The sequence below is a fragment of the Marinovum sp. 2_MG-2023 genome (assembly GCF_030548265.1).
Taxonomy (GTDB): Bacteria; Pseudomonadota; Alphaproteobacteria; order Rhodobacterales; family Rhodobacteraceae; genus Marinovum.
In genome coordinates, this window is the sequence record NZ_JAUOSD010000002.1 from 112,000 (window position 1) to 126,208 (window position 14,209).

The 14,209-nt window shown below is 55.8% G+C and carries 12 protein-coding genes; 9 read left to right on the forward strand and 3 right to left on the reverse strand.

All coding sequences use genetic code 11. The features are described from left to right. The 3 genes from Q4577_RS03390 to Q4577_RS03400 all read left to right on the forward strand — a co-directional run bounded on the left by Q4577_RS03390 (position 1) and on the right by Q4577_RS03400 (position 3,696). Positions 1 to 1,530, forward strand: a complete 1,530-nt coding sequence (locus Q4577_RS03390; RefSeq protein WP_303468705.1) for a tripartite tricarboxylate transporter permease — start codon at positions 1 to 3, stop codon at positions 1,528 to 1,530. Between the two features lie 25 nt (positions 1,531 to 1,555). After that, positions 1,556 to 2,533: a tripartite tricarboxylate transporter substrate binding protein gene (locus tag Q4577_RS03395; RefSeq protein WP_303468703.1), complete on the forward strand. Its 978-nt coding sequence runs from the start codon at positions 1,556 to 1,558 to the stop codon at positions 2,531 to 2,533. A 362-nt stretch (positions 2,534 to 2,895) separates the two neighbouring features. After that, the gene (locus Q4577_RS03400; RefSeq protein WP_303468702.1) at positions 2,896 to 3,696 is read left to right on the forward strand and encodes a hypothetical protein; all 801 of its coding nucleotides are present in this window, start codon (positions 2,896 to 2,898) and stop codon (positions 3,694 to 3,696) included. Positions 3,697 to 3,886: 190 nt separating this feature from the next. Here Q4577_RS03400 and Q4577_RS03405 read toward each other — a convergent pair whose 3' ends face one another. Next, the gene (locus tag Q4577_RS03405; RefSeq protein ID WP_303468700.1) at positions 3,887 to 4,399 is read right to left on the reverse strand and encodes a GNAT family N-acetyltransferase; all 513 of its coding nucleotides are present in this window, start codon (positions 4,397 to 4,399) and stop codon (positions 3,887 to 3,889) included. A 459-nt stretch (positions 4,400 to 4,858) separates the two neighbouring features. On the opposite strand from Q4577_RS03405, the gene Q4577_RS03410 reads away from it, so the two are divergent. The 6 genes from Q4577_RS03410 to Q4577_RS03435 all read left to right on the forward strand — a co-directional run bounded on the left by Q4577_RS03410 (position 4,859) and on the right by Q4577_RS03435 (position 11,415). Next, positions 4,859 to 5,884, forward strand: a complete 1,026-nt coding sequence (locus Q4577_RS03410; protein ID WP_303468699.1) for a phosphotriesterase — start codon at positions 4,859 to 4,861, stop codon at positions 5,882 to 5,884. A gap of 187 nt (positions 5,885 to 6,071) precedes the next feature. Beyond that, positions 6,072 to 6,971, forward strand: coding sequence for a LysR family transcriptional regulator (locus tag Q4577_RS03415; RefSeq protein WP_303468697.1), 900 nt, complete (start codon positions 6,072 to 6,074; stop codon positions 6,969 to 6,971). A 211-nt stretch (positions 6,972 to 7,182) separates the two neighbouring features. After that, positions 7,183 to 8,127: a tripartite tricarboxylate transporter substrate binding protein gene (locus tag Q4577_RS03420; RefSeq protein ID WP_303468696.1), complete on the forward strand. Its 945-nt coding sequence runs from the start codon at positions 7,183 to 7,185 to the stop codon at positions 8,125 to 8,127. Positions 8,128 to 8,198: 71 nt separating this feature from the next. Next, positions 8,199 to 8,624 carry a tripartite tricarboxylate transporter TctB family protein gene (locus tag Q4577_RS03425; protein WP_303468695.1) on the forward strand — a complete coding sequence of 142 codons (426 nt, stop codon included), beginning with the start codon at positions 8,199 to 8,201 and terminating at the stop codon, positions 8,622 to 8,624. 10 nt (positions 8,625 to 8,634) lie between these two features. Continuing rightward, the gene (locus Q4577_RS03430) at positions 8,635 to 10,164 is read left to right on the forward strand and encodes a tripartite tricarboxylate transporter permease (RefSeq protein WP_303468694.1); all 1,530 of its coding nucleotides are present in this window, start codon (positions 8,635 to 8,637) and stop codon (positions 10,162 to 10,164) included. A gap of 531 nt (positions 10,165 to 10,695) precedes the next feature. After that, positions 10,696 to 11,415, forward strand: a complete 720-nt coding sequence (locus Q4577_RS03435; RefSeq protein WP_303468693.1) for a TetR/AcrR family transcriptional regulator — start codon at positions 10,696 to 10,698, stop codon at positions 11,413 to 11,415. A gap of 59 nt (positions 11,416 to 11,474) precedes the next feature. Here Q4577_RS03435 and Q4577_RS03440 read toward each other — a convergent pair whose 3' ends face one another. Both Q4577_RS03440 and Q4577_RS03445 read right to left on the reverse strand, forming a co-directional pair. Continuing rightward, positions 11,475 to 12,344, reverse strand: a complete 870-nt coding sequence (locus Q4577_RS03440; RefSeq protein WP_303468691.1) for an amidohydrolase family protein — start codon at positions 12,342 to 12,344, stop codon at positions 11,475 to 11,477. 9 nt (positions 12,345 to 12,353) lie between these two features. Next, complete coding sequence (locus Q4577_RS03445) at positions 12,354 to 14,162, reverse strand: feruloyl-CoA synthase (RefSeq protein ID WP_303468690.1); 1,809 nt, start codon at positions 14,160 to 14,162, stop codon at positions 12,354 to 12,356. Positions 14,163 to 14,209 lie beyond the last annotated feature (47 nt).

The following is a 14,209-nucleotide window of genomic DNA, read 5'->3' on the forward strand; positions in this document are numbered from 1 at the left end:
ATGTTAGCTGGATTGTTTCAGGGCTTTGCCGAGATGGGCAGCCTCACCAACCTGTTGTTGCTCTTTGCGGGCACGGCGCTTGGCATCCTTGTGGGTGCGTTGCCGGGGTTGTCGTCGCCGATGGCGATCATCGTGCTCTTGCCCATCACCTTTACCATGGAAACGATGCCCGCCTTTGCGCTGATGATCGGCATCTATGTGGGCACCAAGCTGGGCGGGTCGTTTTCGGCCATCCTGTTGCGCACGCCGGGCACACCGGCCTCGGCCTGTACGGCGCTTGACGGTTATCCGATGGCGATGCGCGGCGAGGCCGGGCTGGCGCTGGGATATGCCACGATGTCATCAACCGTGGGCGGCATTCTGGGCTGGATCGGAGCGGTGGTTGCCATTCCGTTGATTGCCGGGATCGCGCTTTATTCCGCGCCGCCGGACATTGCGCTGATTGGTATTGCCGGGCTGATCATGGTGGCGGCCTTTGCACGGGGTTCCATCGTCAAGGGGCTGTCCGGGGTACTGCTGGGGCTGCTGGTTTCTTCGGTCGGGATCGACGGGCAGGACGCGGTCATGCGCTATACCTTTGGCCTGACCTCGCTGGAAAGCGGCATTCCCTTTGCGGCCGTGCTGGTGGGGATCTTCGGCTTTGCCGTGGTCTTTGCCGACATTTCCCTGACCGTAAAGGGCAGCCAGTTGCTGACCAAGGATGTCACGCTGCGGGTGCCGCGCCCCGCCGACCTGTTCCGCCGCTGGCGGGCATGGTCCATCGGCAGCCTGTATGGGCTGGTCATCGGCGCCATCCCCGGTGTCGGGGCTGATGGCTCCACCTGGCTCAGCTATGCCACGGTCAAGAATTCCTCGAAAAATCCCCCACCCGAGGCGTTTGGCACCGGAGTCCCCGAGGGCATCATCACGCCCGAAGCGTCGAACAACGCCACAACCGGCGGCGCGCTGGTGCCGATGCTGACACTGGGCATTCCCGGCGACGGATCGACCGCGATCATGCTGGGCGCGATGATCATGCACGGGCTGACCCCGGGCGTCAGCCTGATGCGCGACGATCCCGATATCGTTTACGGGCTGCTGGCGGCGCTGCTGATCGCGACGATCTTCATGTTCTTTATCGCCATGGGCGCGATCCGGGCCTTTGTCTTTGTGCTGCAACGCGACCGCAATGTGCTGTTTCCCTTCATCCTGGTCTTTGCCTCTATCGGTGCCTATTCCAGCGCGAATTCGGTCTTTCCGGTCTATGTCGCCATCATCTTTGGCATCATCGGCTTTCTGTTGGAAAAACGCGGCTTTCCGGTGGTGACCATTGTGCTGGGCGCCATCCTGGGGCCGATCATCGAATACAACGTCCGGCTGGGGCTGGCACTTTCGGGCGGCGACTGGATGACCTTTGTCAACACCTGGCCGCGTATCTGCCTGGTCGCGGTGATCGCCCTGCTGCTGGCCAAGGAAATCCGCACCGCCCTGCGCCTGCGACCCGACACATCGGCGCGGTCCGCCATGACCGCCGCCAAATCTGCCGACTAATACCAACCCATCCAAAGGAGGAGCCATGAAACTCTCAACCCTGACCCGCACCCTTGCGGCGACCACCCTTGGTCTGACCCTGTCCCTCGGGGCGGCAACAGCCCAGGACTATCCCAGCGACACGATCCGGTTGATCGTGCCCTACAAACCCGGCGGCGGCAGCGACAGTATCGGCCGCGCCTTTGCCGCCGCGCTGGAGGAAGTCTCTGGCCAGCCTGTGGTGGTCGAAAACGTCCCCGGCTCGGCCGGCATCAACGGCATGCTTGCGTTGAAAAAGGCCGCGCCCGATGGCTATACGCTGGCGATCAACGGCACGACCGACGTGACCGCGCCAATCGCGTTCCGGGAAAACCCACCATACGAGCTGGCGGATTTTTCATGCGCCGGGGCGGTGTTCAACACGCCGGTCTGGATGCTGGCGCATAGCGACAACGGATACAGCGATCTGGGCGATTTCCTGGCAGAGGCCAAGGCCAACCCCGGCACATTGACCCTTGGCATCACGGGCAAGATCTCGGCCACCGACTTTGTCGCCTCGACCGTGCGCGGCGTGAATGAGGCGGATTTCCGCATTGTGTCCTTTGGCGGCGGCGGTCCGTTGAAAAAGGCGATCCTGGCCAATCAGGTCGACGCTGGCGTCATCATCTCGCCTGTTCTGCTGAACGAAGTGGCGGCAGGCGATCTGACCGTGCTGGCGGCGGCGGGCGACATGCAGGGCATCACCTATCCCCCCGCACGCGAGACGCCACATATTCGCAATTGGGGCGCCGAGATCGACGTGGCCCTGGTGCGCGGCATTCTCTTGCCCGCGGGCGTCCCGGCCGATGTACAGACCAAACTGGAAGGCCTGGTCACCGAGGCGCTGGAAAGCGACACCTTTGGTGATTTCGCCCAGACCTTTGGCTTTGCGCCCTATCAGGAAAGCGCCAAAGCCTTCTGTGGCCGCATGCCGCAAGAAGTCACCGACCTGAAAACCGTGCTGAGCGAACACCTCGAAAAGTGATCCGTTCAACCGGTGGTTCGGACTAGGTGCCGCCCGCGTTGGGCGGCACCTAGTCCGGATGTGTTGATGACCGCGCACCATCAAAAGGGGGGATATCAAAAGAGGGGAACGTCGGTTTCGAGCCCACTTTACTAGTTTTCTGCATCGCAGCGAGTGTCTGCTATGGTGATAGAGGCAAAAATCGTCAACAATAAGTTAGGTTTTTTAAGGCGTTTGTGGCAGCGGTAAACGAAACGATTTGTGACCGCTCAAAAACGAGCGTTTTAGAACGGTTCTGGATGGTCGCGCCTACACAGATAGCGTACATTACATGAATGACGCTCTCTTAAGGGGTTTTAGTTTCATCGCTATAGGGTTTTCGCATGTCTTCAAATGATAGGTTCAAGTCTGCGCACCTCAAGATTTGTAGGGGCTTAGAGTTCATCAATGAAATTGACAAAGATCTCTCAGAAAAACGACCCTTCCGATACATCCTTGAGACAAATGCAAAGGCTGGGCAGAGAACTACCTACGCTGAACGCGACGAAGCCTTATTGGACGCTCTTTCTCTCAAATGCGGGGACGCTGTTCAGAATTTGTGCGCCGGTATCGACCACGCATATACCGCTGTCGTGAAGCCCTTTGCAAAAACTGATAAAGAAGCGCGTAACATCCAGTTTCCATTTTCTGCAACTTCTGACAGGCTTAAGGAAGCCTGTCACAATAGACTCGCCCACCGAGTAAGCACGGAGTTTCGAGATGCTATTATGGCGCTCAAACCCCACGGTGAGGCAGAAGGGAACAAAACCCTTTATTTCATGAGCGCACTAAATAATCCCGATAAACATGCTTCTTTGATCCCCATAGGGTACTACCTTAGCGTTGTTGTTGGGGACATGCGGAAACAAATCCCAGATTTCATGATGGGCATGCCATCTGACTCAACAATGGCAGTTGCACAAAATTGCCGAGATTTTTCATGGGACTGCAAGCCTTTCACAATGAACGATTGGGTGGTTAATAAAGTCCCTGCAAATGGCATACTCAAACAGGAGGTCACTGTTCCTGTGGATGTATGCTTTCAGGGTAGGGATATGAGTGGCGAGATGCTTACGGTCCCAACGCTTCGCCAATTTTATGATGTAGCCAATTATGTTGTTGACGTTATTTCAAAATATTCTTAACCAAAAACCACCATTTTTTGGAACGGCGCCCCTAAAATCGACATTGGTTCTATTGCAGCGAAATCACACTTTGTCCCGCACAACCGACATCCGGTGTGGCAACAATAGTGGATTTTGCTCGCTGCGCTGCCGCATGTCCGCTTTGCGCCCAACGGGAACTTTGCTACGCGCGGCCCGAATGTCCGGTCTTTCAGGCCATCAGTTGAAAACGATACAACACAGAGCCTGGCGACCAAGATGGCAAAGCTGCTCCGGCGTCCAGCTCACCCCCGAGGCGTTCAGCCAGCCCTCGCGACGCCGAATTCTCGCGATGCACAAGCGCAATCATGCTTGAGAGCCCAAGCTCCTGTTTTGCGTACCGCTTGAATGCAACACCGGCTTCGGTGGCAAATCCTTTGCCCTCATCCTGTTCATCCCAAAGCGTCCAAGTGATTTCAGGCGGCTCAGACGAGCTGAGTTGCAAGGCACCGAAATGCCCCAGCGGTCGTTCAGTGCTACGCTCCAGAAACACGAAACGCCCGAAACCGCGCAGCTCCCAGTGGCCAATCATTGAAGCCAGCTTTTCAAAGGCCTGAACCTCGCTGAACGGACCGCCGACGTACCGCGTTCGTTCGCTAAGACAGTACCTCGTGTACCAAGGCAGGTCGGATCGGATGGGCCGTCGGAACAAAAGTCTTTCGGTTTCCAAGAGAGGGGTTTGCATATCAATATCCGTCCACTTCCGGCTCATAATGCTGGACTGACACGACAAATGAATGACAGCCGGGGCGGACAGGATGTTTCGCCCGTCGAGCTGGTTTCTGACCTTGGTACAGCCGCAGCGAATTGGCCTTTGTCCCCCGGTGCGGAACTACGAGGCGGCGAAAATAGTGGATTTTGCCCGCTGCACTGCCGCATGTCCGGTTTCAGACCAACCGACCGAATGCGGCGCTTCGCATGCATGGGTGTGAACGGCGCATTGCTGTCATCGACCCGCGCACGCAACTGTGCCTTGGGGGACTGCCCCCGGGGCGCGGCACCCGTGCTTCCGCCCATCATTAGATCAAGGCAACGAAAATTTCGACGCACCTGGTTGATCCTATCTTTTTTGATGAGGTAATGACTTCCCAGGAATTTTATTGTACAGCGTACATCAAAGCGCGAAACCAAGAGGTGCATTTCTATGTCTAAAGGTAAAATTCAAACGGTTACGGGATTGATTGAGACCGATGAATTGGGGCCAACATTGATGCATGAGCATCTGATAATGGACCTGAACCTGCCCAAGGACAGGGATTATTCCCAACCTGAACAGGAAATCACTTTGGAAAATTCGTTCAGGATTCGTCAGGGTCAGACGCCATGGAAACAGAATGGCCGGCTCAATCAGCCAAATGTGGCAATCGACGAAGTCAGAAGAATGATGGAGGCAGGCGGGAAGTCGATTGTCGAATTGACGATAGGCGGCCTCTGTCCGGATCCTCTGGGCTTGGTTGAGATCTCGAACGCTACGGGCGCGCAAATCATCATGGGATGTGGCCACTACGTAGAGGCCTACCATGATGAAACGATTGGCCCTCGGACGGTTGAGAGTTTTGCCGAAGAAATGATCAAAGACGTGACAGTTGGCGCTTGGGGCACAGATGTAAAAGCCGGTTTGATTGGCGAGATCGGATGCTCAAACGACTGGACCGCACAAGAGAAGAGGGTGATGCACGGTGCGCTGATCGCGCAAAGAGAAACCGGAACCGCATTGAACGTGCACCCAGGCCGGATACGTGAGCAACCATTCGAAGTCGTGCATTTCGCCAAGTCGCTTGGGTACGACGTTGATCGACTGATCATGAGTCATATCGACCGCACAATATTTGACGAGGATGGGGTCGTCGAACTGGCCGACACGGGGTGCATACTAGAATTTGATCTCTTTGGCTGGGAGCAGACGGCCTATCCGATGGCCGAAATCGAAATGCCGAATGACGGCCAACGCCTGCGACTGATCAAGGCATTGGTTGATCGTGGCTATTCTGAACAGGTTGTCATCAGCCACGACATTTGCACCCGGGTGCGGTGGGAAGCATATGGTGGACACGGGTATCAGCATATTTTCGCAAATGTCATTCCGTTGATGAAGCGCAGGGGTTTCCCGGACCCCGCCATCGAAGCGATCATGGTCGGCAACCCGAAACGGCTTCTGGCGCTTGATTGACAATGAGCCCCCTGGAACAGTCCTCACACTCCCGGAAAGCACGTGGGCGGACCACTCGACAGCCCTATCGGCCCACCGGAAGCTGAGCGATTTTCAGGGGTGTCGTGGACGTCCCCGCGATGCTTTGCACTATCACTCTTTTGTCACGCCCCGCAGTTATTGAGAGGTCGAAACTTCAGGTGGGCCTATGAAGTCAAACCAAATAGAAGCGCTTGTTGCGATCGCGAATGCCGGTAGCATTAGCGGTGCCGCTGCTATTCTGAACAAATCGCAGCCTGCGGTTTCAAGCCTGTTGAAAGGTGCAGAGCAGCTTTTGGGGGCCCACATATTCGTGCGTGAGCCAAGTGGAATGACCCCGACCCCCGTGGGGCTGGAAATCATCGCGCGGGCCCGTGTCATATCCAACGAATACAAACGGTTGCACGAACAAGTGCAACAAATCCAGGGTGAAATGATTGGGTCGGTCAAAATCATGGTGTCGCCCATTGCAGCGGCCAAGATCGTTCCGTTGGCCATTTCGTCCTTCAAGAAAAAGTACCCGACCGTAAAGATTCAGATTGAAAGCGGACATTCCCCATCGGCCTTTACCCCGCTGCGTCAAGGTGAGGTCGACCTTGTCGTAGCGCCCTCACCTGTTCGCGCCAGCGAAGCTGTCAACCTGGCATATGAAGCTCTGTTTTCGGTCCCCTTGTGCTTCGTTGCCGGGGCCGGAACCAGATTTTCAATGACATCGAATATCCTCGATCTGGCCGATGCGCACTGGTTGATGTTTGGCCCAAAGGAACGCGAATATATCATACAGGAATATTTGTCTTCTCTGGGGTTCAAACCCAACACGCCGATTACCTGTTCGGACTCAGTGTTGAGTGTGATGAATATGTTGGAAAATTCGGACTGTGTTTGCACCTGCCCGCTCAGTCTTTTTGAGGATCTTTCGGGGCGCTGGAACATTGTGCAAGTCCCTGTGCATGTCGACTTTGGCCCCTTGGAAGTATCCGTAATTTCATCAAGCATACGGCCACTTACTGTTGCTGCATTGGCCCTGAAAGACGCAATCGTGAAAGAAGCAGCCAAGCTAAGCATCTGAAGAGTTTAGGGTTTTGGCGGGCATCTGTAGCTGACCTGCTCACTCTCGAGCCGGGGTTCGCCTGGGTATCAGGCACAGACGTCGACCAGGCATAGGCAACTCTTATGCCTATCAGGTTTTTCAATTTGCCGAACCTATTTTGCCTGTTATTGTACGGTGTACAGTTTGCGCCTGATACGGGCACGAAACTCGACAAACCTCGGAGAGTGAAATGGGATTGATGAAAAACTTAGCGGGCTTTGTCGCAGCGACAGTCCTTTCTATAGGTTCGGCATTCGCTGACGACTGGTCGCCGAATGGGACGCTGAAGCTTCAGATCGCTTTTGGCGCTGGCGGCAGCACCGACACGATGGGGCGCGTTCTGGCCCAGGTCATGAAAGAGCAGACAGGCTGGAGCATTATCGCCGAGAACAAAACCGGCGGTGGCGGTGTGGCCATGATGACAGGCATTGCGAACATGCCGGCCAGGGGCCTTGTCATGGGAATTGGTGTGAACGAACCGATCCTGGTCAACTTGGCACAGCGTGGCGATGAGTTGGCTTTCGATCTCGACAGCTTTGACTATGTCGGCACCGTGGCGCGCGGTCAGTTGTCGATCGTGGCATCTGCCGATGCGCCCTTCTCCGATCTCGCGGGCGTCGTACAACACGTAAAAGACAATGGTCCGATCGCCATTCCCTATAGTGCCGCAGGACAGCGCGCATTGTTTGAGGTGGTTGCCAAGGCAGAAGGTATCGACTTCAAATTTGTCACCAGCAAAGGCGGGGCCGAGTCGCTGAAACTGCTGCTTGGCGGTCAGGTGCAGGCGGCCTTTGGGAGTGGTGAAGAACTGCGTTACCTGGAATCCGGTGACATGAAGGTGCTGGCAAGTGTCGGTCCCGAGCGCCTGTCCCATACACCGGACGCATTGACCTTCATCGAATCCGGATATGACGTGTTCATTGATCCTGTCTGGTACATCGCGACGACAGCGGGCACGGATCCCGCAGCCTTGGATGCCCTGCGCGCGGCTGTGGACGCAGCGATCAAAGACCCGCGCGTCGTGGAAATCGTTCAGAACATGACAAAAGCTGACCCCATTAACCTGGGCGCCGAAGGGACCAGGGAAATGATGGTCGGCGGCATGGCCGTTGCCGAGAAGCTGGCTGGCAAATAACTCCTCAAGGTGGCCCGCTCTACTTTTCAGATGCGGGCCACCCTTCCTTTCGCACAATCAGGATGAACGTCATGCCTCTGTCAGCGGATCGGATATCGGGCCTGTTTTTCTTTTTCGCGGGCCTCATCTTCTACCTGTATGTGATCCCGACGTTTGTCGAGGAAGTGAGCTCTGGCTCACTTCATCCAGACACGCTCCCCAATGCGCTCAGCCTTCTGATCGCGACTTGTGGCTTGATCGTCGCGGCCAAGCCCACAAAGCACGAATTGCACGGGGCACGGGAACTATTCATGGCTGCGGTTTACTTCGTGCTGGTCTGGATCAGCCTATTTGCAATGACCTTCTTCGGGTATGCCGTCGTGTCGCCGGTCTTGGCGTTGATCCTGATGTTGCTGATTGGCGAGCGCCGGCCTGGTTGGCTTTTTTCAGGGGCCGTCATCATGCCAGCACTGATCTGGTTTCTTGTGGAAATCGTGTTGGAACGCGGACTGCCTTAGGAGAAAAGCCATGGTAGATTTAGCAACTATTCTTGCAGGCTTCGCGGATGCCTTCACACTGACCAATATATTCTTTGTGATATGTGGCGTGGCGCTTGGGCAATTTGTCGGCGCGGTTCCGGGCATTGGCCCCGTCATGGCCATGGCGATTGCAATCCCTTTCACGTTTAGCTTGACCCCGCTGGCCGGGATCGCCTTTTTGGTTGGCGTCAGTAAAGGCGGGCTTGTTGGCGGTGCCTTGCCGGCGATCCTGATCAACACCCCGGGCACACCGGACGCGGCTGCCACGGCTCTGGATGGCTATCCGCTGGCCAAACAGGGAAAACCGTTGAAGGCCACCAAAATGGCGCTGTTTTCCTCCGTTACCGGGGATACCTTCAGCGATATTGTCCTCATCACCGTTTCGGCGCCCCTTGCTGTTCTGGCGCTTAGGATGGGCCCGGTAGAAGTGCTTGCCCTGATGATCATGACTTTCGCGGTCCTGTCTGCGCTCATGGGAGACTCGGTTGCCAAAGGCCTGATTGCCGCAGGTTTCGGATTTTTTTGCGCCACCGTTGGCAGCGACCCGGAACATTTCACGCCGCGAATGATTTTTGGCATGTTCGATATCTATGATGGGCTTCCCCTGGTCTCGGTGGCCATCGGCGCTCTGGCAATTTCCGAAATCATGCGCCGCCTGTCGGAGATTCGTGGCGAAATGCGTCCAGCTGTCGAGATACAAGACACCGGCAACCCGGACGACACGCGGGTCACCTGGGTGGAATATTGGGGTAGCCGTTTCGTCATTCTACGTGGCGCGGTGATAGGCACCATTCTTGGTGCACTGCCCGGAATCGGATCGACCGCAGCGGCCTTTATGTCCTATGCTGCCACCAAGAGCACGTCGAAGGATCCTGAAAGTTTTGGCAAAGGGAACATCCACGGGATCGCAGCCGCGGAATCTGCGAACTCGGCAGTGGCAGGCGCAAACCTTATTCCGCTGCTGACGCTTGGCATTCCCGGAAGTGTTGCCGCCTCTTTGATTATTAGCGCATTCATGATTCACGGCATTCAGCCCGGCCCGCTGCTGTTCCAGGATCAGGGTCAGCTCATCTACGGATTGTTTGGCGCGATGCTCATGGCAAACTTTACCAATCTCTGGCTGGGACAGCTGGGTCTTCGTTTGTGGGTGAAGGTGATTTCGGCGCCGGAATCCATCATCTTTGCGTCGGCCATCCTGTTGAGTATCGTTGGGGTTGCTCTGTCGACCAGCGGTCTGTTTGGTGTCGGCGTGATGCTGGTCTTTGCGCTGATCGGTTATCTGATGACCTCGTTTGGTTATTCGATCGTGATCTTCATCATCGCCTTCTTCCTTGGTCCGCGCTTTGAGATTTCTTTGTCGCAATCACTATCACTGATGAGTGGCGACTTGACGCAGATCTATCGCTATCCGATCGCCGTCGCGCTGCTTGCGGGGGCTGTTGTCTTCCTGGTGTGGTTTTTCGCGACCAAAACCAAAAGGGGCGGCGAAGAAGCAGGATACACGAGCATAGAAGATTGATCCCGGAGTTTCGAAGTGCTTGGCTTTGTTTGTAAGCAGTAGACCATGACAAATAACGAAATAGCCGCTGAACCGTCCTGAGCTGCCAAATTGGTCCGGGTCAACGCCGCGCAAAGGCTTTCGGAAAATAGGCCATCCGCCGGCGACGTACCTCAGATGCGGCCCACTGCTTGTATCATCAACCCGGTGATGGGTCGGCCCAAATCTGCGCAAGCAGATCGTTGGTCATGGCATTGCGCTTTTTCGGTCAGTTCAGACCGATTGTCGCGATCTCACCGCCATATTCCAATATCAGGTGGTTCTTACACATCCCAACGGATCCTGTGACCACTGCCCTGGTCCGCAACTGCTCGCCGTTCGCAGATTTGCAAGAGCCCCGTCAAGGAGGGCGACTTGTATTAACATACCGACGCTGTACAATAAAATCGGCGGTTGGAAACAAATTCTGGTCACCATGCGCATCGAAATTTGCTTCACGGCTGACACTGACCGTGGCAAGGTTTTCTGAACCAACCAGAAATTGGAAAAAGTTTGTCGCAGAGTGAAAAACGAAAGCCAGGCAGACGCCGCAAGGGCGAAAAGCAGCTGAGCAAATCCGAGATTGTCGAAGCCACCCTGAAGCTCATTGATCGCGACGGTATCGAGGCGTTTTCAATGCGCCATCTCGCGGCGGAACTTGGCGTCTATCCAACCGCGCTCTACTGGCATATCAAAAACCGGAACGCCCTGTTGGGTGACGTGGTTTCGATGGTTCTTGCCGATCTGCTTCCAGAAGATTTTGAGGATGACTGGCGGCAGGGTATCGTCAACCTGTGCCGCAATTACCGTGAACGGATCAAGGCGCATCCCAGTATGGCGCCGGTTGTCGGGTCGCAGCTCGTGTCAAACACAAGTCTGGATTTCCCGATGATTGAAAGGATCCTTGCCGCACTCGAAGGCGCTGGTTTCAAAGGCGCATCGCTTCGGGCGGCCTACAACACGGTGCTGGCCGCCATGGTAAGCTTCACGACACAGGAATTCGCGCGCCTGCCCGCTGATGCAACGGATAGTTGGGTCCAGGACATGAAGGACGAAATCCGTGGTGTGGACCCGCAACGTTTTCCAACCATCGCGCGTAATTTGCCGGAACTGGAAAACAGATCCTTCATTTTGCGATGGGAAAACGGGTCCACGTCGCCGCTGGATGACGGCTTTGAACATTACGTCCATTCAATAGTAGCAGGCTTGGAGGCGTCGTTGCGGAGCCAATAGGCGTTCATCTCCTTGCCTGTCCTGGACGAGAGGTCGAACACTTTGGTCTCCGCCCACGACTACAACAGCCCCAAGAGCCGTGTCGCATTGTTCTTGATAATATCCTCGCGCAAATGATCCTTGATCGCAATCTGCTCAAAGTCGGAAAGCCAGCGCTCTGGCGTAATCATTGGCCAGTCAGAGCCGAACAGCACCTTCTTTTTCAGGATCGAATTGCAGTAACGCACCAGGATCTCGGGGAAGTATTTCGGCGACCAGCCGGAGAGGTCGATATAAACATTTGGCTTGTGCTGGGCGACGGCCAGCGCCTCTTCCTGCCAGGGGAAGCTGGGATGCGCCATGATAATGTTCATATCAGGGAAGTCGACCGCAACGTCATCAAGATACATCGGATGTGAGAATTTCAGCCGCATGCCGTTGCCGCCGGGCATGCCAGAGCCCACTCCGGTCTGGCCGGTGTGGAAGAGGCCGATAGCACCGTGTTCCGCCAGAACCTCATAGAATTCATACGCCATCCGATCATTCGGATAGAACCCCTGCATGGTCGGATGGAATTTGAACCCCTTGACGCCATGTTCTTCGATCAGGCGCCGCGCTTCGCGCACCGCCATCTTGCCCTTCCACGGATCGATTGAGGCAAACGGAATCAGAATATCGCTGTTTCGCGCGACCTGCTCCATCACCTCGTCATTAGAGAAGCGCCGATAACCGGTTTCGCGTTCTGCATCGACCGGAAAAATCACTGCTGCAACGTTCTGGGCGCGGAAATGGGCGGCGGTTTCGTCGATTGTCGGCTGCACGATCTTGGCGTTGAAATATGTCGCCATCGCCGCCTGTAGATCATCATAGCCATCATCGGAATGACAACCACAGGGTTCCTCGGCATGGGTGTGAATGTCGATCGCACGAATTTTGTTAAGATCAATCATTGCGGTTCCTCATTTCTTCAGACGGGCAACCGCCGCGTCGGTGTCTGCAAAGAGCCGATCAACCCATTTTGCGCGGGTCTTAAGCAGCAGTTTTTGGTTCAAGTTACCCTTGTGTGTTATCTCGCCCCCGGCCAGAGAAGCTGGTTCCTCAAGCGCCAGCATGCGGGCGATGCGCATGGACGACCCGGCCCCGCCAGCCGCATATGCCGTCATCGCTTCCGACATTGCCTTCAGCAGCGCGGGATGGTTCAACGCACCGTCCCCGTCGGTTTGATCGCCATTTGCCAGTGTGGCCAGGAACGATGGCTTGACAAAAGCGAGCGCGCCCAACTCGTCCTGACCATGTCCACATATGACCAGATCGGCCACAATACCTCCCATGGCGCTTACTGCCAGAGTGCGGACCTTCGTGGTCTGAACGAATGTGCCGGTCGACATCTTGAAGTCCTCAGAAATGCGCCCGTCAAAGAACAATCCTTCATCTGGGTTGTCGCTGTCGACAAAGCGCACCGCGTCGCCCGTGACGAGATAGCCTTCTTCGTCAAAGGCTTCGGCGGTCTTTTCAGGTGAATTCAGATATCCCTTGGTGACATTCGGGCCTTTGACGCGAAGCTCATATGCCCCTTCGATTGCCGGGATCAGTTTAGCGGTCATTCCTGGCAGCGGCACGCCGATCATTCCCGCCCGCTCCATGTGCTTGTGCATCATCAATGCGGCGGGCGCGGTTTCCGTCATGCCCCAGCTTGCTGACATTTCCGGCACTTCACTGGTTTCCGCAAGGGCGTGCTCTTTCAACTCATCCCAGATCGCCTGAGGCATGGACGCGGCCGCATAGAACACCAGATCCAAATCGTTAAAGAACGCCTTGCGAAATGCATGATCCGTCCGCATCGCCTGGGCCATCATCGAAAACCCGATTGGCACATTAAAGCAGATCGTCTGCCCAACCATGCGGATGTTTTCAATCGAACGTTCAATACCTTTTTCGGTCGGGCTGCCGTCATCCAGATAGAGCGACCCGCCATTGGACAACATCAGGTTGAAATTGTGGCTGCCGCCAAAAGTGTGGTTCCACGGAAGCCAGTCAACAATCCGCTGTGGAGAATGGGTGACGAACGGCCAGATCTGGCTTTTCTGCATTTGGTTTGCCGTCAACATCCCGTGCGTGGTGATGACGGCCTTGGGCATTGAAGTTGAACCCGAGGTGAACATGTACTTTGCCACCGTATCCGCATTCACCAGACGTTTGGATGTATCCACATCCGCCTGCCCCCCCTTGCGCAGGTCATCCATTGAGACCGGAGTGCCGCCATCGCCGGAAATCACCGTGATCCCATCAAGAATGCCTGAGCTTAGCGCGCCTTGGAATTTGGTGCTGTCATCAACAAAGACAGCGCCCGGGCCGATCAGATCAACAGCGTGGCGCAGCTTGTCGTTGGCGGCCGAAATCAGCGAATATTGTTCAGCCAATGCCACCGAAGGCACGCCGATATATTGCGCGGCAAGGGCCAGCAGCGCGTGGTCAATGCTTTTGCCGGACAACAGCATCAACGGTTTGTTCGCATTCAGCCCAAGCTCCAGAAACGCTGACGCAATCGCGCGGACCTGAGCGCGCGCATCGCCATAGGACAGCGTAGACCAGCCCGCACCTGCACGCTCTGCCAGAAAGATCACATCCGGGGTTTCGACACCCCAATGATCCAGCCAATCGCCGGTTCGGGCGACGCTGGGCCGCAAGGAGTAGGGCGATGAAAGCTCAAGACTTCCGTCAGATCGTTTCTCTAAGATAGTTCTTTGCGGCAGAAAAATATCTTTCATATCAGATCCTTACTGTCAACGTTTGGCGGTCAGCACGTCAAGTGGCT